The sequence below is a fragment of the Pseudalkalibacillus sp. A8 genome (genome assembly GCF_045920555.1).
Lineage (GTDB): Bacteria > Bacillota > Bacilli > Bacillales > Fictibacillaceae > Pseudalkalibacillus.
Map to the genome: position 1 here is coordinate 4,922,754 of NZ_CP174509.1, position 21,122 is coordinate 4,943,875.

At 40.9% G+C, this 21,122-nt stretch carries 17 protein-coding genes; 6 read left to right on the forward strand and 11 right to left on the reverse strand.

The annotated features are described in order from the left end of the window. Positions 1-197 precede the first annotated feature (197 nt). From ACJROX_RS24920 to ACJROX_RS24940, 5 genes are all read left to right on the forward strand, one after another. Complete coding sequence (locus ACJROX_RS24920; RefSeq protein ID WP_408007907.1) at positions 198-776, forward strand: hypothetical protein; 579 nt, start codon at positions 198-200, stop codon at positions 774-776. A gap of 384 nt (positions 777-1,160) precedes the next feature. Then, a complete protein-coding gene (locus tag ACJROX_RS24925; RefSeq protein ID WP_408007908.1) occupies positions 1,161-2,804 on the forward strand; it encodes a hypothetical protein in 1,644 nt (547 codons plus the stop codon). Between the two features lie 156 nt (positions 2,805-2,960). Then, positions 2,961-4,169 (forward strand): ABC transporter permease, encoded by a 1,209-nt coding sequence (locus tag ACJROX_RS24930; RefSeq protein WP_408007909.1) that lies wholly within the window; start codon positions 2,961-2,963, stop codon positions 4,167-4,169. Then, positions 4,166-5,314 (forward strand): ABC transporter permease, encoded by a 1,149-nt coding sequence (locus ACJROX_RS24935; RefSeq protein WP_408007910.1) that lies wholly within the window; start codon positions 4,166-4,168, stop codon positions 5,312-5,314. Before ACJROX_RS24930 ends, ACJROX_RS24935 begins: the two co-directional genes overlap by 4 nt. Beyond that, positions 5,301-6,008: an ABC transporter ATP-binding protein gene (locus ACJROX_RS24940; protein WP_408007911.1), complete on the forward strand. Its 708-nt coding sequence runs from the start codon at positions 5,301-5,303 to the stop codon at positions 6,006-6,008. The genes ACJROX_RS24935 and ACJROX_RS24940 overlap by 14 nt, the downstream gene beginning before the upstream one ends. Positions 6,009-6,105: 97 nt before the next feature. Here ACJROX_RS24940 and ACJROX_RS24945 read toward each other — a convergent pair whose 3' ends face one another. Further along, positions 6,106-6,933, reverse strand: a complete 828-nt coding sequence (locus ACJROX_RS24945; RefSeq protein ID WP_408007912.1) for a LysM peptidoglycan-binding domain-containing protein — start codon at positions 6,931-6,933, stop codon at positions 6,106-6,108. A gap of 364 nt (positions 6,934-7,297) precedes the next feature. Next, on the reverse strand, positions 7,298-8,104 hold the full coding sequence (locus ACJROX_RS24950) for an SGNH/GDSL hydrolase family protein (RefSeq protein WP_408007913.1): 807 nt from the start codon (positions 8,102-8,104) through the stop codon (positions 7,298-7,300). A 282-nt stretch (positions 8,105-8,386) separates the two neighbouring features. Between ACJROX_RS24950 and ACJROX_RS24955 the strand changes: the two genes are divergently transcribed. Then, positions 8,387-8,728, forward strand: a complete 342-nt coding sequence (locus ACJROX_RS24955; protein WP_408007914.1) for a hypothetical protein — start codon at positions 8,387-8,389, stop codon at positions 8,726-8,728. Positions 8,729-8,868: 140 nt separating this feature from the next. On the opposite strand, the gene ACJROX_RS24960 is transcribed toward ACJROX_RS24955, so the two are convergent. From ACJROX_RS24960 to ACJROX_RS25000, 9 genes are all read right to left on the reverse strand, one after another. Beyond that, on the reverse strand, positions 8,869-11,388 hold the full coding sequence (locus ACJROX_RS24960; RefSeq protein WP_408007915.1) for an NEW3 domain-containing protein: 2,520 nt from the start codon (positions 11,386-11,388) through the stop codon (positions 8,869-8,871). A gap of 309 nt (positions 11,389-11,697) precedes the next feature. Next, positions 11,698-13,104 (reverse strand): argininosuccinate lyase, encoded by a 1,407-nt coding sequence (argH, locus tag ACJROX_RS24965; protein WP_408007916.1) that lies wholly within the window; start codon positions 13,102-13,104, stop codon positions 11,698-11,700. A gap of 18 nt (positions 13,105-13,122) precedes the next feature. Next, positions 13,123-14,808 (reverse strand): ABC transporter permease, encoded by a 1,686-nt coding sequence (locus ACJROX_RS24970; protein WP_408007917.1) that lies wholly within the window; start codon positions 14,806-14,808, stop codon positions 13,123-13,125. Beyond that, on the reverse strand, positions 14,808-15,887 hold the full coding sequence (locus ACJROX_RS24975; RefSeq protein ID WP_408007918.1) for an ABC transporter ATP-binding protein: 1,080 nt from the start codon (positions 15,885-15,887) through the stop codon (positions 14,808-14,810). Before ACJROX_RS24975 ends, ACJROX_RS24970 begins: the two co-directional genes overlap by 1 nt. Positions 15,888-15,934: 47 nt before the next feature. Beyond that, entirely contained in the window at positions 15,935-17,029 is a 1,095-nt protein-coding gene (locus ACJROX_RS24980; RefSeq protein WP_408007919.1) for an extracellular solute-binding protein, read from the reverse strand. Positions 17,030-17,045: 16 nt separating this feature from the next. Beyond that, complete coding sequence (locus ACJROX_RS24985; RefSeq protein ID WP_408007920.1) at positions 17,046-18,209, reverse strand: ROK family protein; 1,164 nt, start codon at positions 18,207-18,209, stop codon at positions 17,046-17,048. Between the two features lie 296 nt (positions 18,210-18,505). Next, positions 18,506-19,342 (reverse strand): SDR family oxidoreductase, encoded by an 837-nt coding sequence (locus ACJROX_RS24990; protein ID WP_408007921.1) that lies wholly within the window; start codon positions 19,340-19,342, stop codon positions 18,506-18,508. Beyond that, positions 19,311-20,414, reverse strand: coding sequence for a mannonate dehydratase (gene uxuA, locus ACJROX_RS24995; RefSeq protein ID WP_408007922.1), 1,104 nt, complete (start codon positions 20,412-20,414; stop codon positions 19,311-19,313). Before uxuA ends, ACJROX_RS24990 begins: the two co-directional genes overlap by 32 nt. An 18-nt stretch (positions 20,415-20,432) precedes the next feature. Next, a complete protein-coding gene (locus ACJROX_RS25000; protein WP_408011767.1) occupies positions 20,433-21,044 on the reverse strand; it encodes a bifunctional 2-keto-4-hydroxyglutarate aldolase/2-keto-3-deoxy-6-phosphogluconate aldolase in 612 nt (203 codons plus the stop codon). Positions 21,045-21,122: the final 78 nt, after the last annotated feature.

Consider the following 21,122-nt stretch of genomic DNA (forward strand, 5'->3'; position numbering starts at 1 on the left):
TTAGCGATAGTTCGACTTGGACCCGGTTCCTTCATGCCTGTCTGTGTCGGAAAAGCCCTCTATTGCTCGGTCTAACTCACTTTATGCGAGGGACAAAACCGATATGCCCTGTAAAAAATCCTTTGTATTGGTAAAATTCAAGGTGTTTGTTATTATTAGTTAAATGATGGAAACAGGAACATATAGGGGGAGATATGTTGAAGAAAACCACTAAGAAAATTCTCATCCGCTTTTTAATTGGTTGTATAATCATCATTGCTGGTATTACTTGGTTTTTCCCATTTTCACAGTTTAGTATCTATAAATCTTTTTCTTATAATCCTGACCCTGTCGTTGTGGAACAGTATAACGATGATTTGGATCGCTTTAAGAAGGTCTACAATAAAGAGTCGCGGAACCAGCGGAACCAAAGGGACCTCACCAATAACAGGATCCAATACATAATCGAGATGTATGAAGAAGATAGCTTTTTAAGCGATAAACCGTCAAAAATTACGATACATAGTCTGCATAGCTTGTTGTATAACGTTGTAGAAACGAGAGAAACGTTGATTGAACTTTCATTCGAGGAGACTTATGAAAAAGACGCGAAAGACTTCCTTAGACTACATTTAGAAGGTGTACTTGCCTTAGAAGAGGATATAGAAAATATCATACAATCAACTAATAACTCAAGATTCACACTCCAACTGCAATACAGTAACCTTTATATGAGCTTTATAGGAAATTTGAATTTCTTAGAATCCTTTTATGATGAATACTCAAAAAACAGATAATGCAATAGACCTCCTTTCAAGAGGTCTATTTTATTGCATCCGTACCAGGCACCGTTTCAAACCCCTTGATACCACTGCCTTCCTAAACGGTGCCTGGTACAGAGATACAGTTTTACTACTTTTTATCTAGTATTCTACCTTGTAGGATTGGATAAGATGATAATGTTTAAGGGAGATTATTAGTAAAATATTCCTTTCCTTATTATTTCAAAAAAATATGGTTGAAACAGGCTATTGGACGGTGTAGGATTAGAAAGGTACGTAAATTCTTCAAATAATTTCCTTGAATATGTCAAATGTTACAGAAACTATTTTGGAGCTTATCCGTATTTTATGAATGGCAGATTCATAGCTTTATAATACATAGCTAACAGGAGGACAAAAATGGAATACAATCAAGGAAAAAATGAAACAGCTGCTTCAATCGAACCTTCACAGCAGACAAGCAGGAGCAAGAAACCGATCTTGATTTCGCTTGCAGTCATCGTTTTACTTGGAATCGGCACAACGGTCTATGCTATGTTTTTCAACCTATCTCCGAAAGAGACGTACTTTTTAGCTGAGAAGAACTCGATGGAACAAACGCAGGAATCATTCAATAAGACGTTTGCGGTCAATGAAGATGTAAACGAAAAAATGATGAAAGATCCTTCAAAATCAACACTTACATTAGGCCTTAAAAGCATTGAAGGACTCGGAGCGATCGACCCGAACATGGCGATGTTCGCATCTATGCTTAATGACGTGAAATTAAGTATGGCAGCACAACTCAACCCTGAGAAAAACGAAGGGCTTGCTGAATTGAAAGCCGGGATGGGCGGGACAGAATTCATCAAAGCAGAAGCTTATCAATCTGAGGATCTCACAGCCTTGAATGTTCCCCTTCTCTATAACAACTATCTTTATTTGAACAATGATCAATTTGGTGAAGTGATGAAGAAGATCGAACCAGCATACCAGGGACCCGAGCAAATCGATAACTTTGTAGAAATGCAGCTTGAAGCAATGAAGAATCAAGGAAAATATGAGGAACATGCTGAGGAGTACGGTAAATTCCTCCATGAAAAAATCAAGGACGAAAACGTTACAGAAAAAAGCGGTGTGGAATTCCAAGGTAACAAATACAATCAGCTTACACTCCAATTGTCTGAACAAGAAACGAAAGAAATCCTGAAAGCTTTAATCGATAAAGTTCAAAAAGACGATGAATTAATTGATCTCTTGATTGACACTAATGTAAATACTGCACTCAATACTCAAGGGATGGAAACAGCGGATCTGAAGGAAACATTCCAGACTGAATTGAAAAACGCTTCGGAGAACATCGACCAGATAAAAATTCCAGACGGATTCAAGAGCGTCATCCTCGTTGATAACAAAGATGTGATCGTAAAGCGGGATGTTGATTTCAAAATTGGTGCCGAATCAGAGCTTGTCGTCGTTGATTATTCCAGCCACGCCTTACGTTCAGACGATATCATCACGGACGGTAAATGGGAAATCAATATCTTCCCTGAAAACGGTGAAAAGCAAGATTATGTAAAAGTACTGCTCGAAATCAAAGGTAAAAAAGGAGAAGGTGAAAATGCAACACGTGATATCACTGGAGCATTCGCCTTTGCTGAAGCAGGTGAAGTCACAGGTGCGAACCTTAATGCTAAAATCACTGGGGCTCCTGAAGATATGAAAGCAGATTTTGAAGCATCCATCGAAGATCCGAACAATTCAGGCATTCCTCCACTGAAAGGGCATTTCACACGTAAAGTGACAGATGACCTGGACAATGGAACATATGCATCGAATGGTGAATTTGGCTTAGAAGTTGATGCTGGGCTTGGCGCTCCAATCAATGTAACGTTTGATTATGAGAATAAAACCGAATTTACGGATAACCTCAAATTCCCGAATGTTGCTGAGGACGGGGAAAATGTAGCCGAAATGAGCCCTGAAGAAATGCAAAACATCATGATGGACATTCAAACACGTATTCAAGGAATGATGAAGAACGGTCCACAAATGTTCAAGTAGAAATAAAGAAAACTTGGCAAAGCCAAGCCTTTGGTGCAGGCTGAGTCATAGTTGTACTTATATTGAAGAAAGTTATACTTTAAATGCGATGAAAGGCAAGTGTCTGAGACTACTCCACACTTGCCTTCTTTATACACTGATAATTAGGAGAGTAAGATGAGAGCATTCACACTTGCACAAACACAACTGAAAGAGATCTTCCGTAAGCCAATCGCGTGGGTGGTCCTTTTTTTAATGCCCTTCGCTCTCATCGGCTTTTTACTTTATGGTCTTGAAAATGTAATCAAGTCAGAGTCCTTGCTTCCGCCTTTTGAGGTGGCAGTTGTCGACAAAGATGACAGCCCTGAAACACGATTGTTGATTCAGCAATTCCAGGATGATGATGAATTACAAGCATTGATCACCTTTCGTAAAGTTAATGAAGAAAAAGCTCAAAGCTTATTGGCTGAGAATAAAATCGCCGCGATTTTGATAGTTCCCGAAGGTTTTACAAACGGGCTTCAATTTGGTGAAAACAAACCCGTCACCGTCATCGGAAATGAACAACGACCTTTCCAAACAGCCCTTTTTGTTGAAATGATGAATAGTGCAGCCAATCTGGTCAGCGCTGCCCAGAGCGGCGTCAATACGATCTATGATTATTTGAAAGATCAAAATCTTAGCCACTCTTATGTGATGGATGTTTCAGATCAAATGATTTTCGACTTCACGACCTTCGCATTCGGCCGTAAACAGATGTTCGAAAAAGAAAGCGTACAGTCGTTCCAGGGGGTTACACCGCTCAAGTATTACAGTGTGTCAGGCTTTATATTCCTTTTGCTGTTGACCGGCCTGCTGACGATGGGCTTGACTTCCTCAACGAATACCAGGATCGAAGAACGCTTGCGAACCTTTGGTGTGTCTTCGAGTGCTCACATTTTTAGTGGATTCGCTACTCAATTCGTGATTTTACTTATGCAGGCGGTTCTGATCATAGCCGCTTTATGGACTTTGACAGATCTGGAGGTTACTGGCCATTGGGGGTGGAGTTTACTAGTATTTGCGGCAACTATTTTGGTGATCAGTGCCTGGTACACATTTTTATCGAACCTGCCTTTAGCTGAAGGGATCCGATTTTTCCTCGGATTCATTGCAATCGTGCTTTTTTCCGCTGGGGGCAGCTTGATTTTCCCAGAATCCTACTATACTGGTTTCCTTGAATGGCTTAACCTTTCTACTTTGACTCATTGGCTTCATATAAGCCTCGTCCACTCCATTTTTATCCAAAACGAAGATGTACTTTTCCCTAGCCTTGGTGTGTTAAGCGGTATAACAGGGATCCTCCTCTTCTCTTCCTATGTATTAAGGCAGGTGAAACAATCATGAGAATGTTGCGTTTTATCCGGACAAGATGGAAGATCGCTTTAAGCAACGGCGGGCAATTCGTTTTGATGCTTCTCTTGCCTCTTCTAATCTTTTGGGGAGCCGAGCAACTGATGTCCAAGGGATCTGGACAGTTGAAAATCCCTGTCATCATCGTAAAAGAGGAAGAAAACGAAACGGTCAACACCATTATCAAACGTGTCAAAGATAACAGGACACTTCATATCATAGAAGAATCTAAGGATGAAGCGAGACGACTTTTAGAAACGAATCAAGCGGAAGCAACCGTTGTCTTCACAGAAGGTATGGAAGAAAAATTAAATCAAGGTGAAATCGATGACGTCATCCAACTGTGGGAAGCGCCCAATGCCATCTCAACAGGACTTATCGAGGAGTATTTCGCAAGTGAGGTCATCCGGTTTGCGAGTAATGGGAAAGCAGCGACATACCTGGCAAACGAATTTGATGGAGCTGAGGTGTATGAATACGCATGGCAATACAGCGATGATCAATGGGAACCTGAGCCGTTGATGACGGTTGAACTTGAAAATGCAGGTGATCCATCCCAGGCCCAGAATCCAGAAAAGAACGTCAAACCTTTGTTATTCGGGATGCTGAGCATCTATATCCTGCTCATCAGCTTTTATATGCAAACCTGGGTGATGACTGAGCGCTCTAATGGCCTTGCCTCAAGAATGAGTATGTTCGGTGTCAGCCGGCTAAACCGGTACCTTTCAAATCTGATCGGATCGATTACTGTGGTCAGTGTAACCCTTTTGCCTGTTTCCATTTATCTCTTATATGGAAACGGAGCTACGTTACAAAATGGCCTTATGTTAATTGCCTATATTTCAGCGTGTGCTGGCATCAGTTTTTTACTGGCGAACCTGATGAACAGTACCTTGATTTATCATTTAATAGCCTTAGCGATAACGATTGTAACCGGGATATTAGGCGGAAGCTTCTTTAAGTTAGAAGAGTTTTCTAAACGGCTTTCCACTACATCTCAATACACACCGCAACACTGGTTTTTAAATGGCATATCACATTCGAATACTACCACTGAACTAACAATCTTATTCGGTATCGGAGCCGGAACGATCATAATAGGGTTAGGGATAGGAGCTATGCGACATGATCGAGCTTAGAAATGTATACAAACGGTATAAAGGAACGGATGTTGTAAAAGGTGTCGATCTCTTGATTCCTCAAGGGGCTAGAGTTGGCCTTGTCGGCCCCAACGGAGCTGGAAAATCGACCTTGATGAAAATGGTTGCAACATTAGTCTCCCCGTCACAAGGCAAAATCATTGTCGGCGGGCAGTCTGTTAGGAGAAAGAAAAAGCAGCTCCGTCGCAGAATCGGTTACGTACCACAAGAAATAGCACTCCATACCAGCATATCTGTAAGAGAAAATCTGAAATTTTGGGCTGGTATGGCACCAGAAAACGTATCAGAGGCTTGGATGGTACAGCTCTTGGATATGGTAGGCTTGAGGGACAAAATTGACGAACGGGTCGATAAGCTATCGGGCGGAATGCAACGCAAACTCAACATCATTGTTGCCCTACTCCATAATCCTGAATTGCTGATCATGGATGAACCAACAGTCGGAATCGATATCCCTTCGAAAACCGACATCGTCGCCTTTTTAAAAGCCCTAGGCCCGGACAAGACGATCCTGTTTTCATCCCATGATTTACAGGAAATCGAGATGCTCTGCCATTATGTATTGGTACTGGAAGACGGCGTATTACGACACTTTAGCGCAATAAGTGACCTGCCACGTAAGCAAAACCCGACACAAGAGCTTCTCAAACACCTGCAGATCATCCGTACTTGAGCATTTAAATCTAACGTTTTAGCGTAAGGAAAGGTTGCTCATAGTATAAAAAATTCCTTTTAAGCAGTAGCTTGCTTAAAAGGAATTTCTCCTGAATTTAATTTGGAATTTTGAATGTTTGCCCTGGATAGATCCAATCTGATGATAAATTGTTTGCTTTCTTTAACTCACTAACAGTAGTACCATACTTCACACTGATTCCCCATAAAGTATCTCCGGATTTTACGGTATGATTTGTACTGCTTGAAGATGTTGATGCGCTAGCAGTACCAGAAACCTTTATTTTTTGACCAACATAAATGATATGTGACGAAATATTATTCAATGCTTTTAAATTGGATACTGAAGTATTGTATTTCAAACTAATACCCCAAAGAGTGTCTCCGCTTCTCACTGTATGCACAGAAGTATTTGATGAGCTAGATGAAGTATTTTTTGTTGTTTCAGTAGCAACCTTAGTATCAGATGATACAGAATTCAATACTCTTTGTGCCTTAACAAATCGAGATCCCCAGTAGTAAGGTGAAAATGCATCTGTAAAAGCTACGCCTGTTGAAGATTGTGCACCAAGCATTTTCCCATTACCAGCATAGATTGCTACATGGTTTATAGTGCCATTGAAATCAGTATCATAGAAAAGTAAATCTCCAATTTGAAGATTTGATTTTGAAACAGTTTTCCCCTCATTTGCTTGAGCACTGCTAGATCTTGGTAAAGTAATCCCATGCTTTTTAAACACTGTGACTGTAAAAGATGAACAATCAAACGAACTTGTCGTTCCTACTGGTGAGCCATAACGATAGGAAGCTCCTAAGTAATCGTCTCCAGTATCAATAATCTGACTCCCTGTAGCCCCAAATACTTGACCAGCTCCTGAGAACACAATCCCTGTTGCTAGTGCGATTGGTAATAACTTTTTCTTCATTACTTCTCCTCCAATTGGATTTTTTGTATTCTGGTTGTTAAACCAATTGGGAGTAAGTTAAAAAGTAGAGCTTCAAAAATATATGCTAAATATGAAATATATGTATTTTATTAATAAGTTTCTATTTATGTTTCTATGTATTTTTCTACTTTACTACTTATCCCCTAACCCATAGATATCTTATCATAATAATAGAGTTGGTAACTTTACAGGATTATTACAAATGAAGTAGAATTTCCTAATTTTTTGTATATTTTTGTAACTACTTTACCTCCATAGATATAATTAAGGAAGGCGATTACGGTTTTTAGCATAATGCAGCGAAATATGAAAAAAGCCTCTATTATTTAGAGACTAATAAAATCTATTTTCCTGTAAAATAGTTTATAAGATACTCTGCCCAAATCTTATTTCCACGATCATTAGGGCCTGAAAGATCTTCTTGTATAAAATCTTTTACATCTTCATCAGATACATCCGGCCAATCATCCCAATGATGGAGGTAAGTAATCCCTTCATCTTCTGCAAATTCCTTAATACCGTTTACTTGAATGGCATATACCTGAGGTTCAAATATAGGATGGGAGGGTTGCAACATGAATATTATATCTTCATTACTTTCGGTGAATCTACGTTCTAATATTTTAATAGCATCAATTGTATCGTTAACTCCTACTTCACCATTATCGTTCATAATGAATGGTTCAAGAAGGACAATATCAGGTTGAGATTCGATAATTTCTGTCATTTTTTCTAGTTTAATAACATTGATTGATGTCTCATCTCCAAAGTCATAAGAGTTTATATTAAATAAACCTTCACCATAGGCCTCATCCAGCCCTGATTGCAATAATACAGGCCATGGAGTCTCGCCCATTCCTTGAGCCTCAGAACCGACTACCGCTATATCGATGGCTTCACCTGATTCGATCGCATCACTAATTAGATCTTTAGTTTCTTCAGAAAGATTTTTGGTCAACTCCTTTATATCTGGTTTTGACTCATTGCTGCCTTTAACATCATTTGCTGGTTGATCCTTCTCAGATACCTGCTCTGCATTTTCTTTAGCATTTGCGATTGTATTATTAATTTTAGAGTTCCAGTGAAAATGTCCAAAAATGATTGTTGTTATCGATAAAATGATTGTCGTTATGTATAGTGATTTTTTCATATTTTGCCCCTTTCCTTCGACACCCAAAATTACATTTATCTATAAATAATAATGCTATATTTAGCATATCTTGTCAAAATATGATACGAGAATTGAAAGAATAAGATTCCGGAACAATTCACTTAGTAAAATAGTTTCATAATGCTGTTTATCAAAAATTCTAGTAAGGTCTAATTACCTGTGATTTTCGACATTACTTTCTTAAGATAGCATTTTACATGGGATTAGTTGTCTAGTATAATGGGTTTAATTATATATTTCATAGAAAAGGCGGGTCTTAGGTTGGATGAAAATAAAGTAATGGTTGTACTTGTAAAACCTGGACAACAACCGCAATCCACTTACATTCCGAATAACTTGGAATACTTCGAAGAACTCGTAGACGGGCCTGTAAGTGTAGAAAAATTCTGTATAAGTGGTTATAGATTGGTTTGCAGTGTTGATGAAGGTTACGGTTATGAAAACAGTTCGTTGCCAATAGGTACATACTTCATCGTTCGCTATCACACCTCATTTGACACAATGTCTACCGAGGAAGCAGAAGAAATCAAGAGACTTCTTAACGTACGATCCAAAAAGCGTAAAAAAAAGAAAAAAGGTTTATTATCTATATTCTCAAAGTAAAGCATATCTTTTAAACGACATAGTATAGGTCTTTTTAACTAGTTAGATAGTGGGGAAATTTTTAAAAGAAAATATTTCTTCTCTGTTGGTTATCCAAAGAAACCCCATGCTTCAGATGCATGGGGTTTTTGTTTTTATTCTTATTTCGGATAGCTGATCAAATTTGTAAAGATACGATATCCTCCAGGGACTTGGTTTTGGATTTGGCGGTACCAAACTAAATTGGTATATACGTAGCTTCCATCACCATAATCCGTATACAGGATCCCCCCATCAAAGGTATCTCCGTCCAAATCTGTCATGTTGACGAGTGTTTCGTAATGGTCGTCCCATTCCATCGGATAATATAATCCTCTTTCTTGTACCCAGCCTTCCCAATCTTCTTCTGTAATTTCGTTTGGATAGTTCAACAATGTGTGTTCCGGCTGTAAAATTTGATATTCTGAATTTTCATCGGTTACACGCCATTCAATCGAGGGTTCCCCAATCGTCAGCGGATATGGGGCAGTAGTATCAGGATTCCAATTATCCCATGGTTTATTGTATTGGACAACAAGATGACCACCCTCCTCCACATACTTCAATAACCGTTCATTGTTATTCAACAGATCTTCACGTGATAAATAGGCTCTAATCCCGGTAATAATGGTATCATATTGGGATAAATCTCCGTTTACCAGTTCATCCTCAGAGATTTTTGTGATGTCCATACCGGCATTGATCAGATGATCGGCTACCACATCAAAGCCTGATTCTATATAACCTATCTTCAAATCCTCTGGAAAATTCAATTCAAAGGCAACGCCATCAACTGCTGCTTCACTTAAATTATAAAACGTTCCGATATGATCATAAGCAATTTTTTGGACAGTAGTATTGAGTTGCTTACCTTCAACAGTCGCTACTGGATTGATTTCAAATTTTCCTTTTTCTATTCCCTCAGGAGGGGTAATTATGAAGGAAACTCTTTTCACTTTTTCATTTTCACCAAATTCAACCGATTGACTATCTAATGGTTCCCAACCCTCTGGGAGTGCCAATGCCACATCAGCAGTTACGGGTTCATTTGAATAATTCGTAACTGTCACTTCAATGGTTTCTTCCCTCATCTCTTTTGCTGTATTAACGATCAAGCTATCAGGATCAGCTTTCAGTCCAACCTCTGGAAGGACAGCGATCGTTTCTTCAGGTTCATATTGAAGTTGGACAGACTGGTTTCCAACTTTATAGCTTACTTCAGATGAAAGGACGCTATCTTCATAAGGTTGATAATACTCAGCATCTTCTGGAACTTGTACAGTTACTTCGAGATCCTTTTCTTCACCTGGACCTAGATTTTCAACCTCCATCCTTCCATCTGCTTCCCACTCTTCAGGTACCTTCAACTGAGCTTTGACGTTCTTTAGCTTTTCATCACCATTATTCTTTAGAGTAATTTTTACTGAAGAGCTTTCGCCTTGTGTTAAATTCGGTGCTTCGACACTTGTCGATACGTCTAATTGTGACGCTGCTTTACTGGCGTTTTCCAGCTGTTCTTCCTTCACATTCAATTTGTGTAATAAATCTTTTTTATCTACATTTTTAAAATTAAAGTGTGTCGCTAATCGTTTCGTTCTGCGTAATTGTTCTAAAGCATCATGGGTTTCTTTCAATACAACACTATGACTAGGATAAGCTTCTATCACTTCTTCAAGATCCTCTTGGAGCGCTTCCAAATGATGTTTTATTTTTCGATCACTTCTCTTTAATTCAGCAGCATATTCATTAAAATCATAGTGTAGGCCTTCGAATATTGTCTCTTCTTGTTCAGGAATTTCTCCAATTGCAGATTTGACCAAATCTAAATAAACCATTTCCGATCCAGGTTCGACCTCTCTACCCATTCCTTGGCTTTTATGAAGATATCGTGATTCTTCTCCAATTTGAGGATACGTTTGATCATACACGGGATCATAGTCTCCGACTTCGATGCCTACCGTTGCTGTTTCTTCTGATTCAGCTGGCAGGTATAACTTTTTGATTTGCCATGTATCCATGCCTTCTTTTTCAATTTGCTCTGGGAAAACAGAAGGGTCAGCTGCGTCCTCAAATGCTTTAAGGGATAAAATTGTGATTGCTCTGTGGTGGCCGTGCTGGGACTCAACATTGAGGAAGGATGGCATTAAGATGTCTGGTTTGTATGTGCGGATCAATCGAATAAAACGTTCGTATGTTTCCTCTTCTCCCCATTTTTGCAGTGTTTCTTCAGGGGATTTTGAGAAACCAAAATCATAGATTTCATCATCAGTGGTTTGGCTTAGATGGAAAACTTCTACTCCAGTAACCTTTGAGGCTTCGATCAATTCACGTGATCGAATGATACCAAGGCCATTTCCCAGTTCTTCACCAATCTCATTTTGACCGCCTTCACCCCGGTTGGCGATCAAGCTAGCAGTATGTACCCCTAGCCCTCGGGATAGATATGCTAAGAGATGGCTCCGTTCGTCATCTGGGTGTGCTCCTGTATTCAAGAAGCTGGTTATCGTATCAAGAGGCTTTACAGCACTCCAAAGATCTTCATCATGTTGCTCTTGGGGTGTTTGTCCGTTCGAAACAGCAGGGACTATTAGGGTCAATACCATTAGCAAACTTAAGGCAATCATCCATTTCCTTTGAAACATTCGTATTTCTCCTTTCGAAAAAGTATATTTCCAAAAAGACACATAACGTTTCCATTACTACTGTGCCCCACTACAAGCTTGTATGCTCACCTCCTTAATGTTTTTGTTATTTCAATATTTGGTTAGTTAACCTTACTAATCAACTAACTGGTAAGTGACAATTTATTTGGGTATTCCTCAATAACTCTAAATGACCTCCATTTTTTGACTAATCGCAACTATCGTCATCATATGATTGATAGACACAGGTAGAAAATAATAGTGAAAAAGAACGGGGGGAGCAAAATCGCTGATCCGCCCCTATTTAGATCACCAGAAAGATTTTCTTCTTTCAATCATATCCTTGACGATCATAGCATTCGTTCCGCCAGTAACTTTACGCCGAGCCACAAAATGTTTCGGACAAACGATTTCTTCCCAGTCTTCTTGTGTAATCTTTACATCGTCCATCCACTGATTGACTTCTTCAATCGCAATTTCATATAACTCTTTCTTTAAGCTATCAGCTTTCCTGGCAATTTGACTTGCAGTATGATGAGCTTCCCTGAATGGGATCTCATACTTTCGTGCCAATACATCTGCCAATTCCGTAATCGTGATCATGTTTTCTCTTGCTTGTTGAAAAGCTCGGTTTTGGTTAAAACTCATCGTTGAGACGACTGCTCTCATCAGCCTGAGCACCCGTAAGCATTTTTGAAATCCATTATATAAATGAGGCTGTAAATCGTCCTCCGTATCCACGATATCTCCATAAGGGGTGTTGTGGATCATTTGTATGGCTGTCATCCCTTCTCCTACAGCACTGCTTGCTAAAGCACGGCAATGTTCGATGGATACAGGATTCCTTTTTTGCGGCATGATACTGCTGATCTGTACATAGGCATCTGAAACCCTCAAAAGGCCGACCTCTTTGGAAGCCAATCTCAAGAACTCCTGGATCCAGCGTCCCATATTCGTCATTAAACTGATGATCACTTGACTGGCTTCGATCAGATAATCACCTGTTGCGATTGCATCGTATGAGTTCTCCACAATTCCGTCAAAATAGAGAAGTTCAGCTACACGTTCACGATTGATATTGAAGCCAGTCGTGGTGATCGCACAAGCCCCCATCGGTGATTGATTGACCACAGCGAAGGCGCTTTTCAACCGGTCATAATCCCTTGATAAGTTATCATAGATTCCCACCAGGTAATGCCCGAAAGTAGTTGGTTGGGCAGGTTGTGTATGGGTATGGGCAGGCATGATTGTGTCAATATGTTCCTCTGCCTGGGTCAGCAATGCTCGGCCGAGCTTCTTCACTTCATCCATTACCTCTCCCAAGTAGTCCCGGATCACCATCCGATACATCGTTTCTCCCATATCATTACGGCTCTTTGCGATATGCATTTTTCCAGCAAGTTCTGCCCCGATGATTTCAGAAATCTTGGACTCTATTAAAAAGAACAAGTCTTCATACTGCGCTGAATATTCGATGGTTTTCGTGTCCATGATCGAAACTTGATCAACAGCATATATAATTTTTTCAGCTTCTTGTTTAGAGATGATTTGTTGTTCTTGAAGCATGATCGTATGCGCTCGATGAACCCGCATCATACTCTCAAATAAATGAGCTCGCTGATCCTGGAATATAGGCATCAGTAAATCGTTCGCAAAGGTCTTTCCAGGAAAAGAAGCACCATCCTGTTCTTCAAACTTTTCCTTGTGTGTCTTCACGCTGCTCCCACCTCTTTTTTACATTGTATTTTCAGATTTCACACCCAGAAACTTATACGAGATGAACAATACGATCGCGATCAATCCTACCTGGATCATGCCATATGCTGCCGCCTGTCCAAGGTTGAACATCCGTAACTGGTTCATGATTTCAATCGAGATCGGACGATTACTCAGTGTATATAAAAGCACAGATGTCGGAAATTCCCCGACTGCCTGGACAAATGCAAGCAATGTCCCGCTTAATACACCAGGCATGATGATCGGAAGGACGATTTTACGGAATGTATAAAACCACTTTGCGCCAAGATTTTGTGCGGCTTCTTCAATGGAATCATCCAATTGTTCCAATACAGCCGTAGTCGACCTTACCACTAAAGGAATGAACCGGACAAAGTACGCTAAAGGTAATATCCAAAAGGTACCTACCAATGTCTGGCCAAAAGAAAAAGGTGTCGGTTTATTGAAGGCTAAAATCAGATTCATCCCCACAACAGTTGCAGGTAAAGCCCACGGTATCATGACAAGGATGTCCAATAAATTCTTTCCTATGAACTTCCTTTTGACGAGCGCATAAGAAGTGATGATTCCGAATGCAAAACACCCCAGGGATGCAAAAAACGCCATAAACAAACTATTCCGGACAGGATCCCATATCGACGTATCTTTAAACAAGAGAATGTAGTTTTCTAGATTGAAAGTCGTCGGATAGATCTGCCACGTCCAGGTTCCTTCTGGTACCAGCGATAAAATCAATAGGGTTGCATGCGGCAACAGTAATATAATCATTGCAACTATTCCAAGGAACACCATGATCCACTTCAAGAAAGGATTACTTACTTCACTTCTATGAGCGCCGATGCCTTTACTGGCCATCCTGTAATCACGGCGGTTCTGGAACCATCTCATAAATAATAGGAACGAGATCGAAACAACCGATAGAATGACTGACTGGGTCGCCGCCATTTCCAAATTGCCATTTATCTTGGAAAAATAGATTTGCAAGCTGAGCACCCTGAAGCCTCCCGCTAACAGGAACGGGGCACTGAAGGATGCCATCGAAACCATGAATACGAGTAACGACGCCGCTACCAGAGCTGGTGTCAGCAATGGAAAAGTAACCTTCCAGAAAACAGTCCAACGGTTAGAACCAAGATTATAGGCTGCATCTTCAAGGGAAGGGTCGATATTGTTTATTGCTGAAGAACAAGTCATATAAAAATAGGGATACATCGTATAGGCATGTACCAATAGAATTCCAGAGACGCCCCCGATACTGAATGGCACCTTCGAGAGATTGAACAAGTCTTTGATCGCATTTGGCACAAGACCAGCTTCTCCATAAAGGAACATGAATGACATGACTCCAACTAAAGATGGCAGGACAATCGGCATGATCGCTGCCCCAGAAAAGAACTTCCGACCCGGAAAATCATAGCGGTTGAATATGAACGCCAGCGGGACACCAATCAGGGCACTGAACAATACAGATAAGATTGAGATGTAGACAGAATTCCAGAGTGCTTCAAGATTTGAAGATGCCTTGGAACCGAAAAAGTCAGCATAATTTTTAAGGGTCGCAGCACCTTCCTGCTTGAAACTCTCAATTGTGGTTTCGATCGATGGATACAAGACGTACCCAGCCAAAACTAATATGATCGGGATCAACAATAATGCAGTCTTCCGTTTTTCCGCATTTAACATTATGCTCTCTCCCTCATTGATGGAACCACTCTGATTTTTTCAGGCGGCAGTTGAAGAACAACCTCAACACCCTCCTGTAAATATGTAAAGGAACCCTCGTTTAAAGTGGTGACTTTCAGTTGCACCCCTTCTGACAATTCAATCAACGTGTGGACTGCAGCACCCGTAAATTGAACAATTTTCACTTTTCCTTTCAAAACATTCGGCCCTGTGATCTCTTCATTACTCACTTTTATCGCTTCTGGTCTTATTGAAATTTTAAGTTCCCTGCCCTCAAGGCGTTCATCCAATGGTTTTTCAACTTGAATCTCCATCCCAAGGTCATCGCAATGAAATTTATTGTTATCATAAACGACATTGTAAAGATTCGTTTCTCCAATGAATTCCGCCACAAAGTCATTGACCGGATCATTGTAGATTTCGGTCGGTGTGCCAATTTGCTGACAAACACCTTCACTAAAAACAGCAATTCGATCACTCATGGATAATGCTTCTACCTGGTCATGAGTGACATAGATGGTGGTGATGCCATAGTCCCTTTGCAATCGTAAAATTTCTGTCCTCATTTCATCTCTCAATCTAGCATCGAGGTTACTCAAAGGCTCGTCCAGCAATAGAATATCAGGCTCGATCACCAAAGCTCTCGCCAAAGCCACTCGTTGTTGTTGACCGCCACTCAATTGACTGACTTGACGTTCGATGAATTTTTCCAACCGGACTTTCCCCAGAACTTCTTTTACTTTTTCTCTGATTTTCGAGTGCTCCATCTTACGTACTTTCAAACCAAATGCAACATTTTCAGCTACGGTCATATGTGGGAAAAGGGCATAATTTTGAAAAACCATGCCCGTATTCCGCTTCTCAGGTGGAACTGTCGTCATATCACGATCATTGAACTTCACTTTTCCTTCAGTAGGATAATAGAAACCCGCAATCATCCTGAGAGTTGTTGTTTTACCGCAACCACTGGGACCGAGGAATGTAAAGAACTCCCCTTCTTCAATTTTCAAATCAAGTTCTTTAACGGCTGTCACATCTCCGAACTTTTTCGTGATGTTGGATAGATTCACTGCTGACATTGACAACAACTCCCCTTTTCACTTTCTGTAAGGTGGACAAAGAAAGGTTATTCGCTCTTGTCCTTATCTGTACTTTTGATATTTTCATCCCAATGATCCATCCACTCTGCTTCCTTCTCCTGGAACACTGTCCAATCGATGTCCATCGGTTTGATTTCCGTGTTTTCAATCCAATCCGGAAGATCGTCTATATCATTTCGTGTCGGAATCCGGTAGTATTTTTCTGCCAAAAGCTTAGCCGCTTCCTTCGTATTTACGAACTCATAAAATGCTTTCGCTGCTTCTAAATGAGGCGCATCCTTCACAATTGCTATACCTTCTGTCAAGACAGGGGTGCCGCTTTCTGGGATCACATAACTGAACGGATAGCCTTTTTCTTCAGCAAGCATGACTGTGTCAGGCATATTCCATACAGAAATCGTACCGACACCCTTTGCTACCTGGTTATACATGACTTCTGGATTAGCACTGTACTCTTTCGTATTTTGGTCTAGTTTTTGAAGCCACTCAAAACCTTCTTGAGGATCCTGGCTATCTTTATACGACCGGTAAATCATCGCTGAATAGATCGTACGCATCGTCCCTGAAGCCAATGGGTAACGGATGATGATTTCATCCTCCCATTTAGGGTCGAGAAGGTCGTCCCAATCTTTAGGTGCCTCTTCTTCAGAAACCTCTTTATTGTTGTACAGAATGACTTCTGGTGTTTGTGAAGTACCTGTCCAAGACCAATCTTCATCATGGTACATGTCGTCTAGTGAGTCAGCATATGTAGGTTTATATTCCATCAGCAGATCTTCAGACTTTGCTTCATCAAACATGACTTGAGGGGCTCCCCACCATATGTCGGCTTGTGGGTTGTTCTTCTCAGAGCGAACTCGGTCGAGAACCTCTTGTGAACCCATATCAAGAAATTCCATATCTACGTCGTACTCAGCTTCGAATTGTTTTTCGAATTCGCTTAATATATCTTTACCATGGGGAGAATAAACGACAACTTTATCTTCTAGATTTCCGCTATCTTTATCCTCTGAAGAACCTTCTTCCGAGCCATTATCACCTGCCATACAACCAGCCAAAATCAAACTAAACACTAATAAAGAAAGAAATGACCGATAGGTGTTTTTATTAACAAATTTCAATTCGAAAACCTCCCTCTCATATTTTAAAAATAGAATCATATTCTTTGAGGAACAATGCACTTGCTCCAATCACCCCCGCTTCTTTACCAAAGCGGGTAGGAATGACCTCACACTTTCCAGGGGTGAATTTCTGAATGATTTCATGAAGCTGTTCTTTGAAACTTTCATACGATCCGCTAATACCACCTCCTAATATGATAATTTCAGGGTCTAATAAGGAGATATAATTCGATATTCCGATGCCTAGATTTTCTATCGCAAAGTCAATTACTTCCTTTGCATCTTCATCTCCCTTATCTGCCAATTCAAAAGCTTCTTTTGCAGTGACTTTTTTATTTAATCTTCCTGATAGCTGTTCTCCTATCGAAAATCCGCCTGCCATACTTTCAAGGAAACCGAATCCTTTAAGCAAAGGGTTGAAATCCCGCGCCATTTGCCTGTCGGTTACTTGATAACCGATTTCACCAGCACTATAGTTGCTTCCACGATACAAATTCCCATTCAGTATGATTCCGCTTCCGATTCCAGTCCCTATCGAGATATATATGATGTTTGATTTATCTACGCCTGCTCCAATCCAATGTTCACCTAACACACTTATATTTACATCATTGTCCACAAAAATCGGTAAATCATAGTAGTCTTCCAGCTTTTCTCTGATAGAGAATTGCTTCCACTCCAAAGCAGGAGCTTCCATGACCATGCCTTTTTTTACGTCTGTTACACCAGCTACACCGACCCCGATTCCAAGGACGTCACTAGTAGTCAATTCAAGTTCATTCAGCATGCCTTGGACATCTTCTTGTAAGCGTCTAAACAAATCCTTATGTAAAAATTCTTGGGTAGGAAATTCACGATAGGATTGTACTTTACCCTTGAGGTCTGTTATACCTGAAGCAACCTTCGACCCCCCGATATCAATCCCGATAATATAAGCATTTTGTGCGTTGAAACAGAGTTGAACAGGTTTTCTCCCTCCTGTAGCTGTAGAATTTCCCATACCAACCTCATAAACAAAACCTTCCTCCACCAAATGATTGACAAGTTGCGACACAGTCGGTTTACTGATCTTTACTCTCTTCGATATTTCGGCTCTTGAGATCGGTTCATGCTCGATGATGCAATCCAATACGATTTTTGTATTCATATTTTTGATGTAGGCCGCATTCCCCTTTTGCATTCCTTTAACTCCTTACGGTCACCATTTAGTTTGTTAAGTTAACTTATTAACCTAGTGTAAAGAAATAAATGGTTTATTGTAAAACCTTGTATTTAACCTTTATCGCTTAATAGCAGGTGATTTCCTCTTATTAATTCGTTATAACTCATTATTTCTAATTTTTAAAATATTTTATCAATTATTTACGATCGGCTTATATATTTCAGATCCAGCTTATAAATTTGTGAATCCGCTCATAATCTGAAATTTGGCTTAAAAAAAACACCCTCGAATCAACGAGAGTGTTTCATGATCAATCAAACTCCTGAATATGCCATGAAACCGCCGTCGACTGGCACGGTGATTCCTGTTACAAAGCTGGAATAGGATTCATCTGCAAGCCATAACATCGTCCCAAGCAGATCTTCGGGTTTTCCGAACCGTTTCATCGGTGTACTTGTGATGATTTTTTCTGACCTTGCCGTATGACTGCCATCTTCATTCAGCAGCAGATTTTTGTTTTGAGTCGTCAGGAAAAAGCCTGGTGCGATCGCGTTTACTCGTAACCCCGCTTCCGCAAAATGCACGGCCATCCACATGGTAAAGTTGTTGATGGAAGCTTTTGCTGCGCTGTAAGCAGGAACTTTCGTCATTGGGGAGTAGGCGCTCATCGAAGAGATGTTCAGAATTGCAGGAGCTTCTGCCTTCAAAAGTGCCTTGCCGAATATCTGGCTTGCTAGGAACGATCCAGTGAAATTGCTGTCAAAAACACTTTTGAATCCGTTCTCGTCCAGATCGAAAAATGATTTTTCCTCTTCATCATTCTCGTATTTTTCTGAATCTGTGATGGCGTCCGGATGGTTACCGCCTGCCCCATTGATCAATAGATCGATCCGGCCGAAGGTCTTGATGATTTCCTCTCTTGCGCTCTCCAGCGACGACCGATCCAATACATCTGTTGCGATTGAAATGGCAGTCCCTCCAGACTGACGGATTTCATCTGCTACCTTTTGCCCTTTTTCAGCTGTCCGATTCAGGATGGCTACTTTTACACCGTGGCGAGAAAGTTCTTTAGCCATTCTGGAGCAAAGGACACCACTTCCACCAGTGATGACAGCTACCCTATCTTGCAAGTTTTGATGTTTGGGAATCAATCTTCTCACCCTTTCTTTCTGATTCGTAAGCGTCCCACAATCCGAGCAAATACATGATCCCTAAAGCGCGGTCATAGAGCCCGTAACCTGGCCTGCATTTCTCTCCCCATATATGGCGGCCGTGATCCGGTCTGACGTAGCCATCATAATTTTGCTTGCTTAATTCTTCTACGACGCCTCTGATGTCAATCGAGCCGTCCTGAGTGTAATGGGAAGTTTCTGTGAAATCCCCGTTTTCAAAGATTTTCACATTGCGAATGTGTGAAAAAGGTGCACGTTCGGCATATTTTTTCGCCACTTGAACCATGTCATTTGAAGGATTCGCACCCATTGAACCCGTACACATGGTAAACCCGTTGGAAGGTGAATCTGAGATTTCCAAGAGTCTTTCATAGCTCGCTTCACCTGTGATGATCCGAGGCAATCCGAAAATGGACCAGGGCGGATCATCCGGATGAATCGCCATTTTTATGCCATTCGCCTCTGCTACAGGCAAGATTTCCTTGAGAAAATGCTCCAGGTTCCTCCAAAGCTGTTCTTCATCCACACCTTTATAAGCATCGAACAATTCAGAAATACGTTCCATTTTTTCAGGTTCCCATCCAGGCAAAGTCAAGTCGGATGCTTCAGAGACGGTTTTTAATAGATCATTCGGATCCAGATCCTCTACTTTCGCCTTTTCATAAAATAACGCTGTCGAACCGTCTTCCAATGGATGGAACATTTCTGTACGTGTCCAATCAAAGATCGGCATAAAATTGTAGCAGATGACTTTTACCCCCGCTTCAGCAAGATTGCGGATCGTTTCTTTATAATTTTCAATGTACCTGGTACGGTCCTTGTCACCTAGTTTGATCGATTCATGGACGTTTACACTTTCCACGACCTCAGCATGAAATCCGAATGACTGGATATATTCCGTTTCAGCAAGGATATCTTCCTTTTTCCATACTTCCCCTGCAGGAGTTTTATGCAATGCCCAAACGATTCCTTTCACTCCTGGAATCTGTTTGACCTGTTCCAGTGTGACAGTATCATTGTCCCGGCCATACCAGCGAAATGTGATGTTCATGACAAGCCTCCTCCGTCTTTAGCATTTGTTTCCGTATTGTTTACTTAGCTTCACGACAGCTTCAAAGCCGCCTTGTTGATAAGCTTTATTCAAATCACTGCCAATCCCACATGCGACAGCTCCCGCTTCGAGCCAATCCTCCATATTATCCAGATTGATTCCTCCTGTAGGCATCAGACGTACATGAGGCAGCGGCCCGTTGACCGACCGGATGAATGAAGGATCGAATTGGTTCGCAGGGAAGAGTTTGAGTACATCACAACCCGCTTCTAACGCTTCGATCATTTCGCGGATAGTCATACATCCTGGCATGTACGGTATACCATGTCTGTTGCATAAGGTGGCAATTTGTTTATTGAAATGCGGACTGACGATAAACTGGGCACCCAATAAAATAGCATTGAGGGCTGTTTCAGGATCTAGAACCGATCCAGCTCCTAAAAGGACATCTTCATTGTGCAGTTGGCGGAAGACATCGTCAACCTGAGGTGTGGTATATGTCAACTCGATCGTCCGGATTCCGCCTTCTATTGCCCCTTTCGATAATTGAACCGCTTCCTCCGGATTTCGACCACGAATGACAGCGACAACTTTCGAATCCGTAATCTTGGCCAAAGTAGAATGTTTCATAGACAAAGCAAAACCTCCTTAAATGATCCTTTACAATTAAATCCGTGCCAGGTACCGTTTGAGAACCGTTGCAGCTCT